Annotated in this window: 9 protein-coding genes and 1 pseudogene; all 10 read left to right on the forward strand. The window is 72.0% G+C overall.

Annotation, left to right across the window (positions count from 1 at the left end; translation table 11 throughout):
• Positions 1-3 precede the first annotated feature (3 nt).
• Positions 4-1,095 (forward strand): hypothetical protein, encoded by a 1,092-nt coding sequence (locus tag IPJ59_RS18020; protein ID WP_293272636.1) that lies wholly within the window; start codon positions 4-6, stop codon positions 1,093-1,095.
• Positions 1,096-1,478: 383 nt separating this feature from the next.
• Positions 1,479-2,120 carry an ATP-binding cassette domain-containing protein gene (locus IPJ59_RS18025; protein WP_293272671.1) on the forward strand — a complete coding sequence of 214 codons (642 nt, stop codon included), beginning with the start codon at positions 1,479-1,481 and terminating at the stop codon, positions 2,118-2,120.
• A 208-nt stretch (positions 2,121-2,328) separates the two neighbouring features.
• Positions 2,329-2,553, forward strand: a pseudogene (locus tag IPJ59_RS37895) (1-acyl-sn-glycerol-3-phosphate acyltransferase); the annotation flags it as partial.
• Between the two features lie 2 nt (positions 2,554-2,555).
• Positions 2,556-3,614, forward strand: a complete 1,059-nt coding sequence (locus IPJ59_RS18030) for a lysophospholipid acyltransferase family protein (protein ID WP_293272637.1) — start codon at positions 2,556-2,558, stop codon at positions 3,612-3,614.
• Positions 3,615-3,861: 247 nt separating this feature from the next.
• A complete protein-coding gene (locus tag IPJ59_RS18035) occupies positions 3,862-5,994 on the forward strand; it encodes a CHAT domain-containing protein (protein ID WP_293256871.1) in 2,133 nt (710 codons plus the stop codon).
• Positions 5,978-10,414 carry an nSTAND1 domain-containing NTPase gene (locus IPJ59_RS18040; protein ID WP_293272638.1) on the forward strand — a complete coding sequence of 1,479 codons (4,437 nt, stop codon included), beginning with the start codon at positions 5,978-5,980 and terminating at the stop codon, positions 10,412-10,414. Before IPJ59_RS18035 ends, IPJ59_RS18040 begins: the two co-directional genes overlap by 17 nt.
• A gap of 274 nt (positions 10,415-10,688) precedes the next feature.
• Complete coding sequence (locus tag IPJ59_RS18045) at positions 10,689-12,158, forward strand: thrombospondin type 3 repeat-containing protein (RefSeq protein WP_293272639.1); 1,470 nt, start codon at positions 10,689-10,691, stop codon at positions 12,156-12,158.
• 246 nt (positions 12,159-12,404) lie between these two features.
• A complete protein-coding gene (locus IPJ59_RS18050; protein ID WP_293272640.1) occupies positions 12,405-13,022 on the forward strand; it encodes a hypothetical protein in 618 nt (205 codons plus the stop codon).
• Entirely contained in the window at positions 12,923-13,771 is an 849-nt protein-coding gene (locus IPJ59_RS18055; protein WP_293272641.1) for a pectin acetylesterase-family hydrolase, read from the forward strand. Before IPJ59_RS18050 ends, IPJ59_RS18055 begins: the two co-directional genes overlap by 100 nt.
• Before the next feature lie 53 nt (positions 13,772-13,824).
• Positions 13,825-17,304, forward strand: a complete 3,480-nt coding sequence (locus tag IPJ59_RS38725; RefSeq protein WP_293272642.1) for a BRCT domain-containing protein — start codon at positions 13,825-13,827, stop codon at positions 17,302-17,304.
• Positions 17,305-17,307: the final 3 nt, after the last annotated feature.

Genomic DNA, 17,307 nt, shown 5'->3' on the forward strand with positions numbered 1-17,307 from the left:
GCGGTGACGCCGGTCGAGGCGAGTTGGCCGATCGAACGCGCCGGTGAGGCGCTGGCGGCCCTTGCGGCGCGCTCGCGGCTGACGTCGCTGCCGCGCGAGCTGCCGGCGCCCGGGGCCGCGGTGCTCGCGGATCTGGACGAAGGCGCGATCGATCGCTGGCTCGCGGGGGCTGCGGCGACGCTGGGGCTCGAGGCGGAGGCGATCGACAGCGACCTCGGTGGTATCGACGACCTGCTGCGACGAAGCCCGCCGTCGCTGCTCCGGGTCGGCGCGGACGGGCGGCGGCTGCTGCTGGTGCTGCGCGGCGGTCGGCGGGCGATCGAGGTGTTGCCGCCCGATCTGCGGTCGCGCTGGGTCGACCTGGCCGCGGTGCGCAGCGAGCTGTGTGAGCCGGTGCTGGCGCCGGCGCGGGCCGACGCGGAGTCGCTGGTGGCGCGCACGGGGCTGACCGGGGCGCGTCGCGTGCGGGCGGTCGACCTGCTGCTGCGTCAGCGCCTGTCGGCTTGGCGGGTCGGTCGCGCGTGGCTGCTGCGGGCCTCGCCGGGGGCGCCGCTGCTGCAGCAGCTGCGGGCCGACGGGCTGCTGGCGCAGCTGGTCGCGCTGGCGGGTCTCCGCGGGCTCGAGCTCGGGCTGCTGATCGGATCGTGGTGGTTGATCGGCGGGCTGGTGTTCGCCGGGCGCAGCGATCCGGGCTGGGCCTCGGCGTGGGTGTTGCTGCTGCTGACGATCGTGCCGCTCCGCATGGGGCAGACCGCGCTGACTGGCGAGATCTTGCGCGGCGCCGGGGTGATCCTCAAGCGGCGCCTGCTCGTCGGGGCGATGGCGATGGACGGCGACCTGACGCGGCGCGAGGGCGCGGGCTGTTGCTCGGGCGGGTGCTCGAGACCTCCGCCGTGGAGGCGCTGGGGCTGCGCGGCGGGCTGCTGTCACTGTTTGCGATCCTCGAATTCGCGGCGGCGATCCCGTTGCTGGCGATCGGCCCGGCGGGGTGGCTACATTTGGGATTGTTGGGAGTTTGGACGATCGCCGCGGTGGGGCTGGTGCGACGGGCCGGGCTGGAGCTGCGGGCGTGGACCGACGAGCGTGCGGCGCTGACGCATCACCTGATCGAGGTGATGGTGGGGCATCGGACGCGGCTGGCTCAGGAGTCGCCGACGCACTGGCACGAGCGCGAGGATGCCAGCCTGCGCGCTGTGCTCGCGGCGGAGGGGTCGCTCAACCGCAGCGAGGCGCTGCTGGTGGCCCTGGTGCCGCGCGGGTGGCTGGCGCTCGGGGTGGTGGCCCTGCTGCCGGCCTTCGTCGCCGACGCCGAGCCGACCTCGCTGGCGGCGGCGCTCGGCGGGGTGTTGCTGGCGCAGCGCGGGCTGGCGACGCTGGTCGGCGGGGCGACGCAGCTGCTCGCGGCCGGGGTGTCGCTGCGCGACGCGGCGCCGATGTTGCGCGCGAGCGAGGGGGTCGACGCGGGGGGGCGGGGGTCGATGTTGGCGCTGTCGCCGGTGCCGGACGGACAGCCGCTGCTGGTGGCGCGCGGGCTTTGCTTTCGCTACCCCGGGCGTGCGCGGCAGGTGCTCGCGGGGGTCGACCTGACGATCGCGGCGGGCGAGCGGCTGCTGCTCACGGGTGACTCGGGCGGCGGCAAGTCGACGCTCGGGGCGATCGTCGCGGGGCTGCGCGAGCCCGGCGAGGGCCTGGTGCTGCTCGCGGGGCTCGACCGTCCGACGCTCGGTCTGGTCGGCTGGCGGCGGCGAGTCGCCGCGGCGCCGCAGTTTCACGACAATCATGTGTTCACGGCGACCCTCGCCTTCAACCTGCTGATGGGGCGCAGTTGGCCGGCGACCGAACGCGAGCTCGCCGAGGCCGAGGCGGTGTGTCACGAGCTCGGCCTCGGCGAGCTGCTCGCGCGGATGCCGGGCGGGCTGATGCAGATGGTCGGCGAGACCGGCTGGCAGCTCTCGCACGGCGAGCGCAGCCGGCTGTACATCGCCCGCGCGCTGCTGCAGCAGGTCGACCTGGTGGTGCTCGACGAGAGCTTCGCGGCGCTCGATCCGGAGACGCTGCGGCGGGCGCTGGCCTGCGTGCTCGGGCGGGCGCGGGCGGTGCTGGTGATCGCGCACCCGTAGCGCCTGCCCCCATCAGGGCGGCTGTGCGTCGCCGCCGGGGCCTCTGCTGTGGATCGACGGCAATGGGGGCCCGGGCGGCCCCGGGATGTGCAATCGTGGGCGCATGGTCGCGTCCACCGTCAGCCCGCTCTATCAGGCCCTGCGCGCCACCCTGCGGGCGGCGGTGAAGGTGTTTTATGGCGACATCGAGGTCACCGGCGGCGAGCACATGCCGGCGACGGGCCCGACGATCATCGCCTGCAACCACCCCAATTCGATCGTCGATCCGCTGCTGCTCGGCACGGTCACGCAGCGCCAGATCGCCTACTGCGCGCGCGACGGCCTGTTTCGCGTCCCGCTGTTTGGCCGCGTCCTGCGATCGGTGGGCGCCATCCCGATCCGGCGGCGCAGTGACCACGGCGGGGCGAGCACGGACAACACCGATGCATTCGCCGCTTGCGGTGCGGTGCTCGCGGAGGGCGGCGTGCTGGCGATCTTCCCGAGGGCAAGACCCACGGGCACCTGCGGATCGAGCCGCTCAAGACCGGGACGGCCCGCATCGCCGTCGCGGCCGAGACCGGCGCGACCACACGGCGTCGGCTCGGCGTGCGCATCGTGCCAGTGGGTATCACCTACCTGGTGCGGCACGCGTTTCGCAGCGACATTCACGTCGCCTTCGGCCCGCCGATCGAGGTCGCGGAGGAGGTCGCCGCGGCCGGCGACGAGGCCCAGGCGGTCCGCGCCCTGACCACGCGGATCGGCGACGCCCTGCGGGAGCTCGCGGTCCACGTCGAGAAGACCGAGGACGAGCGGCTGATCGCCCAGGTCACTGCGATCGTGGTCGGCATCCGGGCCGACGGTGGCCTCGACGCGGGCGGCCAGTCGCCGGCCGAGCGCACCGCGCTGGTGCGCCGGGTCGTCGACGCCTATCGCTGGTTCGCCGAGGTCGAGCCTGCGCGCACCCAGGAGCTGCGAGAACGACTCGAGCGCTTTATGGAGGAGCGCGAGGCGCTCGGCCTCGGCGGCGAGAAGCCGGCGCTGCAACACCGCGGCGAGCGGCGCCTCCCGCTGCGCGGCACCCCGCGGATCGCCGTGCTCGTCGCCGCCGCCCCGCTCGCGGGCTTCGGTCTGCTGACCAGCGTCGTGCCGCACGCAATGCTGCGACTGTTGATGCAGCCGCTGCGCCTGTCGACCGACCGGGTCGCGCTGTTCAAGCTGCTCGCCGGCGCCGTGATCTTCGCGGCCGCATATGCCGTCGAGACCGTCGCCGTGGCGCGCCTGTTCGGCGTGGTGCCGGCGGTGGTGTTCGGCGTCAGCCTCGTACCGGCGGCCCTGTTCGCGCGGCGATATCTCATCGAGACCCGCCTGCATCGCCTGCAGATCCGCAGCCTGGGCGCGTGGCGAACGCAGGGCCGGCTGGAGGCGCTGCGCAGCGAGCGACGGGCGCTGGCCGAGGCGCTGACCGAGCTGCGCGTCCGCTACCTCGACCACGTGGTCCAGCGCTCGCGGAGCTGATTCCGCGCCAGCAGGGCCGGGCCGCCGCGAGGATGGCCGCGGGCAGCGATGATATCGCGGCGGGCCTGACGATATTGTGGCGGAGGTCGCGTCGTGCTCACGCGCGCGCTTGTCACGATCGCCCGCCCGCGTCGGCGTTAGCCGGCCCTGTATCCGGCCCCCGCAGGCTCCGCTACATTGGGGCTGCGAGCCGGTCGCGGATCGATCCGGCGCGCGATATCGGGGCCACGCGGTCCCCGGAGTGACGATGGAAGCACGCTATTACACCCTGAGCATCTCGCTCCATCGCTTCGCCGATTCATATCAGGTCGAGCTGTCGCACAGCGATCCCGCCAGCCAGGCCCAGGTCGCGCCGCTGCGCGGCGGGGCGGCCCTCGACCCCGCGGTGTTGCTCGGGCTGCAGGGGAATGCCGCGAGTTATGGTCGGACCCTGGCGGAGCAGCTGTTCTCCGACCGCGACGTGAAGCAACGCTTCGTCCAGGTCGAGACGGCGGCCCAGGCGAGCGGGGCCAGCCTGCGCCTGTCGCTGGTGATCGACCCGTCGGCGCAGGAGCTCCAGGCGCTGCGCTGGGAGCTGCTGCGTCACCCCGAGAGCGGGGCGACGCTCACGACCTCGGAGACCCTGCTGCTGTCGCGCTTCATGGTCTCCCGCGACTTTCGCCCGATCAAGCTGCGGGCTCGCAGCGAGCTGACGGCGGTGATCGCCGTGGCCGCGCCGCCCGCGGCGTCGCTGCAGCAGCGGGGGCTCGCGGCGGTCGACTTCGCGGGCGAGGTCTCGCGCGTGCGGGCGGCGCTCGCGGGGGTCCAGGTGCGCACGCTCGGCGGGCCGGGCGATCCCTTCACGCTCGGGCGGCTGATCGACGTATTGCGCGGCGGGGTCGATATCCTCTATCTCGTCAGCCACGGCATGTTCGGGCGCAGCACCAACACGCCCGCGCTGATCCTGCAGAACGAGGCGGGCGAGGCGACGGTGGTGAAGGGCGAGGAGCTGGCGCTGCAGATCGGCGAGCTGCAGAAGGCGCCGCGGCTGGTGGTGCTGGCCTCGTGCCAGAGCGCGGGCGACGGGCTGCAGGTCGAGGCGAGCCAGCGCAGCAGCGTGCAGGCGACGCTGGCGGCCCGGCTCGCCGACGCGGGGGTGCCGGCGGTGCTGGCGATGCAGGGCTTCATCACGATGGTGACGGTGGAGCGGATGCTGCCGGTGTTCTTCAGCGAGCTGCTGCGCGACGGGCAGATCGACCGCGCGCTGGCGGTGGCCCGCGGCAAGGTGCGCGAGCGCGAGGACGCGTGGATGCCGGCCCTGTTCACGCGCCTGAGCGCCGGCCGCCTGTGGTACACGCCGGGCTTCTCGGGCGAGAAGAGCAAGGAGGTGTGGCGCCGCCTGGTCAAGCCGGTGCAGGGCGGCAAGGTGGTGCCGATCCTCGGGCCGCGCCTGCTCGAGGCGGTCCACGGGGACTCGCATGATACGGCCCAGAGCCTGGCCCGGGCCAATCGCTTCCCCTTCGCGGCGCACGAGTGGGACGACCTGCCGCGGGTCACGGAGTACATGAGCGTCAAGGAGTCGCGATATAACGTGGTGCGGGCATATCAGGACCAGCTGCTGTCGGACCTCATCGAGCAGCACCGGGGCTGGTTGCCGGCGGCGGAGCTGCCCCCGGCGACCAACAAGCCGAAGCTCGGCAAGCTGCTGGCGCTGGTCGGCGACCGGCAGCGGGAGGACAACCCGACGGACCCGTACCGGATCCTGGCCGAGCTGCCGGCCTCGGTGTACATGACGGCGAACTTCGACCCGCTGCTCGAGCGGGCGCTGAAGGCCAACAAGCGCGAGCCGCAGCAGGTGCTGACGCGCTGGCGCTACCAGAAGGCGCCGCAGAGCGCGGCGGAGCAGACGATCGCCGAGCCGAGCGTGAAGGCGCCGCTGGTCTATCACGCCTTCGGCGCGTTCGGGCCCGGCAGCGACGAGGGTCTGGTGCTGACCGAGGACGACTACTTCGATTACCTGATCCACACCTCGGCCGCCCGCTTGACGCCGCCGGAGGTGGAGAGCGCGCTGGTCGACAATTCGCTGCTGTTCCTCGGCTTTCGCCTGACCGACTGGCACTTTCGCGTGCTGTTCCGGCTGATGATGAACCTGCCGGGGCGGGAGCGGCTCAAGCAATATTGCCACGTGGCGGTGCAGCTCGACCCCGACATGCAGTCGATGGCCGACGTCGAGGGGGCCAAGGCCTATCTGGCGGAGTACTTCGGGAAGGAGGCCAACATTGACATCTACTGGGGCAGCGCGGAGGAGTTCCTGGGGGCGCTGCGCGCCGAGCTGGCGGCGGCGGGCAGCCTGACGGCGGAGCCGGCGGGGAAGGAGGCCGAGGATGAGTGGAATTTCTGAGCGCAACCCCTTCGTCGGCCCGCGACCGATCCAGCAGGGTGAGGCGCTGCACGGGCGCAGCACGGAGCTGCGCGAGCTGTACAATCTGCTGCAGGCGCGCCGCATCGTGGTGCTGCACTCGCCGTCGGGGGCCGGCAAGAGCTCGCTGGTGCAGGCGGGGTTGATCCCGCGGCTGCGGGCCGGCAACTTCGACGTCTGGCGGACGATCCGGGTGAACCTCGATCCCGCCGGGCTGGCCGGGGTCCCGGCCGCGACCAATCGTTATGTGCTGAGCGCGATGCTGAGTCTGGAGGAGGAGCTGCCGGCGGCGCAGCGCCGCAGCCCGGCGCAGCTGGCGGGCCTCGAGTTCGCGGCGTATCTGGGCAGTCGGCCGCGGCGCAAGGGCCAGGAGGGGCGCCCGATCGTGCTGCTCTTCGATCAATTCGAGGAGGTGCTGACGGTCGCGCCGTGGGCGGTGGCGGAGAAGCAGGCCTTCTTCACGGCCGTGGGCGCGGCCCTCGATTCGCAGTCGATCTGGGCGTTGTTCCTGATCCGCGAGGACTTCCTGGCCGCGTTCGCGCCGTACCGCGATCGGATCCCGACGCAGATGGCCAACACCTTCCGCCTCGACCTGCTGGGGCGGGCCGGCGCGCGCGAGGCGGCGGTGGAGCTGGCCCGCGCGGGCGGACGCAGCTTCCCGGCGGTCGACCAGCTGATCCACGACCTCTCGACGGTCCAGGTGCAGCAGCCGGACGGCAGCTTCGTGGCCGAGCAGGGGCCGTATGTCGAGCCGGTGCACCTGCAAGTGGTGGGGCGCCGGCTGTGGGCGGCGATGCCCGAGGAGGATCTCAGCATCGAGGCGAAGGACATCGCGCAATATGCCAGCGTGTCGACCGCGCTCGCCGACTATTATGCGCAGGCGGTGACGAAGATCGCTTGCGGCGATATCGCGGTGGAACGGGCGCTGCGTGAATGGGTCGGGAGTCGCCTGATCGTCGGCGGGATCCGCTCGCAGGTGCGGCAGGAGGCCGGACGCAGCGCGGGCCTCGACAATGCGCTGATCGAGCCGCTGCTCGCCAGCTACCTCGTGCGCAGCGAGCAGCGCGCCGGGGCCAACTGGTTCGAGCTGAGCCACGACCGCCTGGTCGAGCCGGTGCTGCAGGACAACAAGGCGTGGGAGGCGGCCAACCTGCACCCGTTGCAGGTGCAGGCGCAGCTGTGGGAGAGCGGGCGGCGGCTCCCGGCCCAGCTGCTGAGCGCGCAGGCGCTGCCGGGCGCGACGGCGTGGGCGCAGGAGAACGCGGCGCTGCTGACCGAGGGCGAGCGGGAGTTCCTCGAGCAGTCGCGCAAGCTGCGGGCCGAGGAGGCGCGGCGGCGCCGCCTGCAGAAGGTCTATATGTTGATCCTCGCGCTGGGGGCCGTCGCTGGGCTGACCCTGGGATCGTATGCGCTGCACATGCGCGGCCTGGCGGAGGATCAGATGGCGCGGGCCGAGCGGCTGCGCGAGGACGCGGTCGCGGCCCGTGAGCGGGCGCGCGAGGCGGCGTGGATGGGTTATGTGCGGACCTTCGCGATCCGCGACCCGACCCGCGCGTTGCTCGGGCTCGTCGAGATCAAGTCCACCGATACCGTGCCGGGGTGGCTGCAGGAGGCCCAGGACGCGCTGCAGCAGCCGTCCACGCGGACCCTGCTGCGGGGCCACACGGGCTCGGTCGTCGACGCGGCGCTGAGCCCCGACGGGACGCGGGTGGTCACGGCCTCGACCGACGGGACGGCGCGCGTGTGGCAGGTGGACGGCGGGGGTGTGCCGGTGGTGCTGCGGGGCCATCGCGGGCCGGTGCACTCGGCGGCGTTCAGCCGCGACGGGACGCGGATCGTCACGGCCTCGGCGGACGGGACGGCGCGGGTGTGGCGGGCGGACGGTAGCGGGACCGCCGTCGAATTGCCGGGACCCACCGAGCGCGCGGACGTCGGCGACTACCGACATATCCGATCGGCGTCCTTTAGCCGCGATGGCGAGCGCGTGCTGCTGCTGCCGGTCGCCGACGGGGTGCGCATCTGGGACGCGGAGGGGCGCGGGGCGCCGGTGGACCTGCGATTACGCGGGCGCTTCGAGGCGCTGAGCAGAGGGTACAGCATGGTGGCGGCGTCGTTCAGCGAGGATGGCACGCGGGTGCTGACGACGGAGGCAGAGGGCAGGGCGGCGTGGGTGTGGCGCGCCGACGGGTCCGGGGATCCGGTGGCTCTGGCGGTCAAGTCGGAGGCGAGCCGGGTCGACGGGGCGCAGTTGATCGTCCCGCTGGATGGCCCGATCCGCGTGGTCGGCCCCTGGAATACCTGGGAGGAGGTGTGGCGGCGCAGCGTGGTGGAGCTGAAGGACTCGGCGGGGATGTACAACGCGAGCTTCATCGACGACGGGGCGCGGGTCGTCGGGTATGACACGGGCGGTCGCACGTGGATCTGGCGGGCCGACGGCCGCGGCGGACGCCAGCCGGGGCCGCCCCAGGAGACCGACCATGATTCCTATGTCGGGGACGCGCTGGATGACAATGGGGTTCCGGGCCCGGTGTTCCGGCCGAACCCGGGGTGGAGTGGGAAGGCGCTGGCGGAGGAGCCCGCGGGGGCGCTCGTCCCGGCCTTCGCGGCGGCGTTCTCGGGCGACGGCCGGCGGGTGGCGACGGTCGCGGATGGCCGCGCGAGGCTGTGGAACGCCGACGGCAGCGGGGCGCCGATCACGTTGCATCGCGAGGGTGTGCTGTCGATCGCGTGGAGCGCGGACGGCGAGCGGGTGCTGACGCTGGCCCGCGATAGCGAGGGGCGGCGTGTGTTTGATGTGTGGAATACGCAGGCGGGCCAACAGGAACCGGTGGGGGCGGATCTCGAGCGCCACGGCGGTGTCGTATCATCGGCCTGGGCCAGCCCCGAGGGCCGGCGCGCGTGGTCCTTCTCGGCCGAGCTGGGCGCCGCGCGCGAGGTGCAGATATGGGGGCAGGACGGCGACCATGCACGTCTGGTCGCCGAGCTCCGCGGGCACGCAGATATCGTGTTGTCGGCGGCGTTCGGCGCGGACGGGGAGCGCATGGTGACGGGCTCGCGCGACGGGACGGCGCGGGTGTGGAATGTCGGCGGTCCGGCGTTCGCGGGCGAGACCCTGAAGCATTCGTCGCCGGTGCAGTGGGCGTCGTTCAGCGGCGACGGGGGGCGCATTGCGACGGTCACCTATGATCATACTGTGCGAGTGTGGGACGGCGACGGCCGCGGGGCGCCGCGCGAGATGCCGATCGCCGCCGACGCGATCGGCCGCGAGTGGATCCTGGTGGCGTCGATCAGCCCGGACGGCAAGCGGGTGGCGACCGGCTACTACGGGCCCGCGTGGCTCTGGGAGGTCGACAGCGGCGCGGTGCGGCGGCTCGAGCCCGTGGGCGAGGCGGCGAAGCCCGCGGGCGAGGCGGCGCAGCCCGTGGGCGAGGCGGTGCAGCCCGTGGGGTTTCTCTGGGCCTCGCTGAGCCCCGACGGCGAGCGCATCGTCGCGGCGGCGGACGACCATCGCCTGATGTTGTGGGCCAAGGACGGGAGCGGCGGGGTGGCGCTCCCGGGGCACACGGGTGTCGTGCTGACCGCGTCGTTTAGCGCCGACGGCCGGCGGCTGGTGACCGGCTGCGCCGACGGGACGTCGCGGGTGTGGCCGCTGGCCGGCGGCGCGCCGATCGAGCTCCGCGGGCACACAGACGCGGTGCGGGCGGCGGCGTTCAGCCCGGACGGGGCGCGGCTGGTGACGGCCTCCGATGATAAGACGGCGCGGGTGTGGTCGCTCGCCAGCGGCGCGGCGGTGGTGCTCACGGGGCACGAGGACCACGTATATACGGCGGCCTTCAGCCCCGACGGGAGATATGTGCTGACGGCCTCGGAGGACGGCAGCGCCGGGGTCTGGCAGGCGGAGGATGGCGCGCGGGTGGCCAAGCTCGAGGCGTACCGGGAGCCGGTGGCGTGGGCGGCGTGGAGCCCGGACAGCCGATCTGTGCTGACCGCCTCGGGCGGCGGCAAGGCCATGCTCTGGCCCACGGACGGCAGCGGGGCTCCGGTCGAGCTCAAGGGGCACCGGGGGCCGGTGCACTGGGCGGAGTATAGCCCGGACGGCAAGCGGGTGTTGACGGCCTCGCAGGATAGGACAGCGCGGCTCTGGACGGTGGACGCCGCGGAGTTGAAGGGGTTGATGCGGGCGGCGACCACGCTGTGTGTCCCGGCCGAGGACCGCGTGCAGTATCTCGGTGACACCCCGGCGGAGGCCTGCGAGGCGTTCGCGGCCTGCGAGCAGCGGCACGGCCGGCAGGCGGGCGACGCCGGGCTCGGGTGGTCGGTGTGTCGCTCGCCGGGGACGTCGGGGTCCGAGGGGGCCCTCGGCCCCTCCGGTACTCAACCCGCCCGCGAAATTTCCGAATGAGCACCCCGTACCCTGCGCCTCGCCCGCCCAGTGGGCCACCACGCTTGTGGGGTGTCGACGATCGGCGTATCGTCGAGCAATGTGGCGGTCGCGGGGCCTGGGCATCACGTTCCTGTTCGTCGTCGCTTGCAGCGACACGGGCGGTCAGGCGACAGCTTCGTCCAGCAGCGAGGCCAGCGTCAGTGAAAGCGAGTCGATCGGCACCGGATCGAGCAGTGACGCCGGTTCGAGCACCAACACTGACTCTGCGGGTAATATCGTCGACGACGCCTGCGTGGAAGCATTCTCCGGCAAGCTCATTACGTTCCACGGCGTCGCCGAGAAGGGACCCGTCACCGCGAATGCCGTGATCACGATCGCGGCACTCGATGGGCGAGGCCAACCGACCGGTCACACCGTCGAGGGCGTCATCAGCAACGACCTCGGGGAGTTCACCGTCCCCGATGTCCCCGAGGGACCGGTGGCGGTGTCCGTGTGGGGCACCTATTATGATGAGCTCGACGACAGCATCGCTGCCGAGCCCGTCACCCTGCGCGCGCTCGGCCGCGCCGCCGCGGATACAGCGTTCAACGTCAACGTCCTGACCCACGTCACCGAGATCCGCGCACGTGACCTGTTCTTGGGCGGGTTGTGCCTCGACGAGGCACTCGCCGTCGCCGAGGAGGACGTGGTCGACTACTTGAGAATCAGCTCGGACGTGAAGCTCACGCGACCGGCCGCGCAATCCAGCATCGCCGGCGCCGACGACCTCGACAACGCATACCTCCTCACGCTCAGCGTGATCGCCCTGCTGGCAGCGCAGGTGGGCCCGGGCCTACAACCCACCCTCGACGCGCTCGCCGCCGACTACGCAGTCGACGATCCCGGGTGGGCAACGTGGCCGGAGGGGACCCAAGAGGCTGTGATCAAGTTGCCTGCGGACCTGATCCTCGCCCGGCTTGACCTCTACCTTCAGGCCCAGGGACGGCCACCCGGCGTGCCGAACATGAACCGCGTGCTCGACCAGGACGGCGACAGGACGCCCAACAGTGATGACAATTGTCCATTTGTCCACAACTTCTGGCAAGCGGACGGAGACAACGACGGCATCGGCGATATCTGCGACTGCGGCAAGGACGCCTGCGATTGCGGCTTTCAGGCCCCGGACGGCGACGGCGACCTCTATCCCGACGCCTGCGACAACTGCCCGGAGGACGCCAACGGATGGCCCGCGCAGGACAACTCCGGCGGCACCATCCTGGGCGACATCGACGAGGATGGCATCGGCAATGTGTGCGACCCCTGCCCTTACACGCCAGGGAAAGGCACCAACGGGAACTGCTGTGGTCCAGGGCCGGGGCCTCTGGGCTTCGGCCCGTGCCTGAAGGACCACCCGAACTCTACCCTCTGGAGGATGTGCTCCCCAAGCGGCAGCGGGATCACCTTCAAGTGCGTGTTGGTGCAACCGTGCTCGAGTAACTTTGGCTACGGAATGCAATCGTGTGTCGGCTTCCCCACGGCTCCACCAGGGGCCCTAACTCCGGTCTGCGACTGGAACGAATCCATCTGCGACTGCGACAACAAGGCCTGCAGCTCCGCGTGGTGCACCGTCGGCGACGACGCGTTCTGCAAGGCCGGCAACGTGTGCCTGCCGTGGCATCAGCCCGGCGAGGCTCCCATGGGCCTCGAGGGCTTGGGCGCCTGCGCCCGCGTGGACCAGGGCCCCGGCGTCGGCAAAGTCGGCCGTGAGTGCCTGATGTGGTGAATGCTGTCACGTCAGATAAATACGAGACGTCGTGATACCAGCGCATGGTCGAGCTTTCGCGCAGACGCCGGGGATCGTCAAGGCGTCGGCCCTGGGGGCGCCGGGCCATAGTCCGGGGGTGATATTACGGGTGATATTACGGGTCATGTCATGGGAGATTCGAGGCAGTGGTCGGCGATTGGCGGCGCGCCGGACCGGCTTGACACTGTGGCGCGGGCGGGGTGATTCTCCTGCGAGAATTTGCATATGAAGCCACTCAGCGCTCGCCTGGCCCCCGTCGTCGCATGGTTCTCACTCGCCGGCGGCGGCTGTGGGGGCGGTCCGGGAGCTGGAAACCTCGGCGACAGCTCGGGCGGCACCAGCGGCAGCAGCGGCACGGGGAGCGGCAGCGCGGGTGAACTGACGGGCGAGGCGAGCGCGCCGACCTCCAGCGACGGCGGGAGCGGGGACGGGAGCGGGGGCGAGACGGGGCACGGCAGCAGCGGGGAGGCCAGCGCCACCTCGATGTCCGGGCCGGTCTGCGGCGACGGCAACGTCGACCCCGGGGAGGCGTGCGACGACGGCAACGACGACCGCTTCGACGGGTGCCTGCCGGACTGTACGGCCGCCCCGCTCATCGACACCCCGCCGCTCGAGTGGAAGTATATCGAGGTGCCCGGTACGGTCTGCATGAACGGAGATATGGCCGGGTTCGGGATCAGCCACAATCCCGCCGCGAAGGACCTGATGATCTACCTCGAGGCGGTGGGGCCTGCTTCAACGACGTGTGCGACTTCTCGGCGTTCAACATCCCGTTCATCCCGCCGCCGGACGGCATCTTCAACCGCAACAACCCGGGCAACCCGATCAAGGACTGGAGCATGATCTACGTCCCCTACTGCTCGGGGGACATCCACGGCGGCGACAAGGAGACGGAGCTGGGCGGGCAGGTGCGTCGCTTCCACGGCTACCGCAACATTGGCAAGTACCTCGAGCAGTGGGTGCCGAAGTTCGCCGACGCGGAGCGGGTGCTGCTGACGGGCATCAGCGCCGGCGGGTTCGGGGCCGGGCTCAACGCCGTGCAGGTGGCCGACGCGTTCCTGCCCGGCCCGCAGATGATCGTCATCGACGACTCGGGCCCGCCGATGACCAACAAGGTGATCGCGCCCTGCCTGCAGCAGACCTTTCGCGAGGTTTGGGGCCTCGACCAGACCCTCCTCGCCGAGTGCGGCGGCGATTGCCCGGACGAAAACGACTTCGCCAGCGGCACCCTCGCCCACGCGCTCGCCAAGTACCCCGACATGCGCTTTGGCCTGTTCTCGAACACGGCGGACACCATCATTCGCACGTTTATGGGCTTCGGCTGGGGCAACGGCATGCACGACAATTGCGGCGGTGTGCCGACGATCGTGCCCGCGGACGTGTATCAGGAGGGCCTGCTCGACCTGCGGACGCAATACGAGGACACCGTCTCGACCTACTATATCGGCCAGAGCCAGGTCCTCTACAATTTCGGGCAGGGGCACACCGTGCTGCGCTCGCCGTCGTTCTGGACCACGGTGATCGACGGCGTCCCGCTCTCGAGCTGGGTCGGCGCCGTCATCGACGGCGAGGTCACGCACGTCGGGCCCTGAGCCCGGGTGTTTGGCCCGCGACGCCGGGCCCGCGCTCGGGGTACACAGGGGGCATGACCCTCGATGTCCGCGGCAAGACGGTGGTATTGACCGGCACCTTCTCCAAGCTCAAGCGGGCCGAGGCCGAGGCCGGCCTCGTCGCGCTCGGGGCGAAGATCGGCAGCGGCGTCAACAAGAGCACCCACCTCCTGTTCGCCGGTGAGAAGGCGGGCAGCAAGATCAACGCGGCGAGCAAGCTCGGGGTCACCGTGCTCGGCGAGACCGAGCTGATGGCGGCGCTCGCCGGGGGCGGCGAGGCGAGTGGCAAGAAGGGCGCCAAGAGGGGCGCCAAGAAGGGCGCCAGGGAGGCGCAGGTGACCCCGGCCTTCGACCTGTCCGGGCTCGATCCGCAGGCGGCGGGTGCGAAGCTGGCGAAGGCGATCGAGGCGCTGGCGTGGGACGAGTTCGACGTCGACCGCGACCTGCCGGGCTTGCGCGAGCTGTTGTACGCCCACGAGCGCGCGCAGGGGGTGACCGCGGCGCATCGGGCCGCGACGGTACACCTGCGGCCCCGCGCGCTGCTGCGGCACGGTCACGGTCACGACGTCGAGGTCTCGTGGGTCGACCTCTCGCCGGACGGTCGCTTCCTCGCCACGGGCTCGTGGGTCGGCGACGATTACCATCGCGGCGGGGTGCTGCAGATCTGGGACGTCCGCGCCGGTCGTTGCGTGAACATCTTGCGGATCGGCGGCGGGGTCGGCTGGCCCGATCACGCCGGCTGCGTTCAGTGGCGCCCCGACGGCCGCCGCGTCGGTCTGGCCTATGACACCAACGGGGTCGGCAGCTTCGACCCCTTCGGCAAGTCTGGCGAGCCCGATTCGTGCGCCTACATCACGGACGGCTGGAACCGGCCGCCGGCCTGGACCTGGGCGCCCAACAGCCGCGACGTCTACATCGCCTGCTGGGGTCCGGAGCTGGCGCTGGGGGCGATCGTGCCGTTGATCGGCCGGCGCCCCGAGCCGCGCTGGTGCGCGCCGGCAGGGCGCGTCGATGCGAAAGATCCCGACTCGGAGCCACGGCTGGAGCCGCTGCACGACGCGACCTGGGCTCACCGGAGCGCATCATCGGCAGCAGCGGCGGGCGGATCTACGCGATCGACGCGAGCAGCGGGAAGATCGCGTGGGAGCAGGCTGCGGCGCCGCCGGTCTCGTTCTCACCGGACGGCGAGGAGTTTGCGATGCACCCCGCGGGCATCGTGTATTACTCGGCGCGGACGGGGCTGCCGACCGGCAAGATGCCGATGCACGTCGGCGCCGAATCGTTGCTGTGGTCGCGCGACGGGGGCGCGCCTCGCCGCGGTGGTCCAGCCGGGCAATCGCTGGGGCGCCGAGCCGGGGATCTTTATCTACGATCGCGGCGACTATCGCTACAGTCCGGACGCGCCGATGCCCGGCGAGGACGAGACCTTGCACGTCGCCTGGAGCCCGGACGGGCGCAAGATCGCCGTGACCGTCGCCGGGCGCCTGCAGATATGGGAGCTCGGCGAGGCGGCGACGCTGCGCCTCGACATCGCGGCGCCGGCCGGCAGCGGCGTGTCGTATGGCGACGGGGTGCTGATCGCGTGGTCGTCGTTCGGGCTCGCGTTCCATCGCGACAGCGACGGCGCCGTGATCGGCGCGTTCAAGCCTGCGGTCGAGGCCAGCGGCGAGAGCCCGATCGGCGACGAGCTCGGGTCGGCGTGGGACTTCGATCCCGCGTTCCCGCTCGACGCGGTGCGCGTCGCGGCGGCGCTGCCCGAGGGCGTGGTGATCGGCCCCGAGGACGCGAGCGCCAGCGTCGAGGAGGTCGATGGCAAGATCGCGTGGGTGATCGATCGCAAGTGGGCGTGGCCGTGGCGCTGGGGCGAGGCGAAGATCTGGCCCGATGCGCGGGCGGCCTGCGCCGACCCCGAGGCGCCGGCGATCCTCAAGCGGCAATTCGGCAAGCGCAGCAAGGTCGCGACCCGCGCCGCGAAGACCGCCTGGCCGCCCGTGGGCGGCTCGCTCGACGATATCGCGGGGCTGCTCAAGTCCGGCATTGTTGGCCTCGGCGACGGCTACCACGCGAACGACTACCGGCGAAAGTATGCGGTGCGGACCATGGCGCTGGGGATGTTCGAGCGGGCTGCGGCGGCGCTCGACGGCGAGGACGGGTGGTCGGCATGGAGCGACCCGTGGTTCGCCGCCTACGCCCACGGCGAGACGGTGATGACGGCGCTGGCCGGGCGGGTCGCCGGGGCCCCGGCGTTGACGCGCGAGCAGACCGCGAGCCTCAAGCGCTGGCTGACCGCGGCCGAGGCCTTGCTGAAGAAGAAGGCGGCGAAGGAGACCCCGCAGTGTCGCCCGCTGGCGGTGCTGGGCGCGTCGTGGATCTTGCTCGGCGACGCGGCGCGCGGGGAGAAGGCGCTGGCGACCGCGATCGCCACGATCGACCCGGAGAACAACTCGACCGAGCACCGCCGCGTGGTCGCCGAGGCCCTCGCCGCGGTGGGGAGGATCCGCGACGCGATCACCCACCTCACGAGCGCGGAGGGCAAGCCGTCGTGGACCGAGACGCCCGCCGCGTTCGCGGCGATCGTGCCGCGCGCGTCGGTGGCCGAGCTGACCTACCTGTTGCAGCGCCTGCAGGCGGTCGACGGCCACAATGAGTTCAGCTTGCTCGACCGCGGGCTGGCGCGGCTGATCGAGCTCAAGGCCTGGGACGCGGCGCTCGCGTGGGTGCCCGCGTTCGACGGGCTCTCGACGCGCGAGGCGGAGCTGCGCCTGGCGGCCGCGATGGCGGCCGCCGGTGAGGCCGCGCGGGCCGAGGCCGCGTTCGCAAAGCAGCTCGAGCCGGGCCACGCCGAATGTGCAGACTTTCTCCTCGGCCTCGCGCGCAGCGTGCCCGAGCGCGCCCGTCTGCGCCTCGAGGCGATCGTCGCCGGGGCGGCGGGGCAGCTGGCGAGCCGGCACCACGTGGGATCGTTCCTCGCCAACCTCGGGGCGGCGGCGGCCGTGCTCGGGCGCCTCGATGTCGCCGCCCGCGTCGAGGCCCTCGCGCCCGACGCCTCGGAGAAGTTCGCGGTCCGCGTCGCCGTGTTGACCGAGCTCGCGGTGAACGACCCGGCGTGGTTGACGTGGTTCACGCGCGCCCGAGCGGAGCTCCCGCGCGACCGCGACGCGGCGGTGATCCTCGCGGCGGTGGCCCACCGCGGCGGCCAGAGCGAGGCGAGCACGGAGCTGCTGGACAAGGCGATCGAGGCGGCGCGGGCGGCGAGCTCGGCCGACCTCGCGCTGCAGGATGTCAGCGGTCACATAGCGCGGGCCGGCGACCTTGTCGGGGCGCACCGGGCGTGGCAGGCGATCTCGAAGGGCCGCCGCGCCGACCGCAATGGTTCGCTGATGGACGCCTGCGTCGCGCGCGAGCAGTGGGCCGCGGTCCTCGACCTGCTGCGGCAGATGCCGATGGACCTCAACGGCGCGCCCAAGCGGGCCTCGAAGATCTTGCTGACGGTCGCCGGCGGCGAGGGCTGGTGAGAC

This window comes from Nannocystis sp. (assembly GCF_016714285.1).
In the GTDB taxonomy this organism is placed as follows: Bacteria; Myxococcota_A; Polyangia; order Nannocystales; family Nannocystaceae; genus Nannocystis.

Bases quoted from the DNA above. Each gene is read 5' to 3' on its own strand.
- IPJ59_RS18025 (WP_293272671.1), top strand. From the start codon at position 1,479: ATGTTGGCGCTGTCGCCGGTGCCGGACGGACAGCCGCTGCTGGTGGCG.
- IPJ59_RS18035 (WP_293256871.1), top strand. From the start codon at position 3,862: ATGGAAGCACGCTATTACACCCTGAGCATCTCGCTCCATCGCTTCGCC.
- IPJ59_RS18040 (WP_293272638.1), top strand. From the start codon at position 5,978: ATGAGTGGAATTTCTGAGCGCAACCCCTTCGTCGGCCCGCGACCGATC.
- IPJ59_RS18050 (WP_293272640.1), top strand. From the start codon at position 12,405: ATGAAGCCACTCAGCGCTCGCCTGGCCCCCGTCGTCGCATGGTTCTCA.
- IPJ59_RS38725 (WP_293272642.1), top strand. From the start codon at position 13,825: ATGACCCTCGATGTCCGCGGCAAGACGGTGGTATTGACCGGCACCTTC.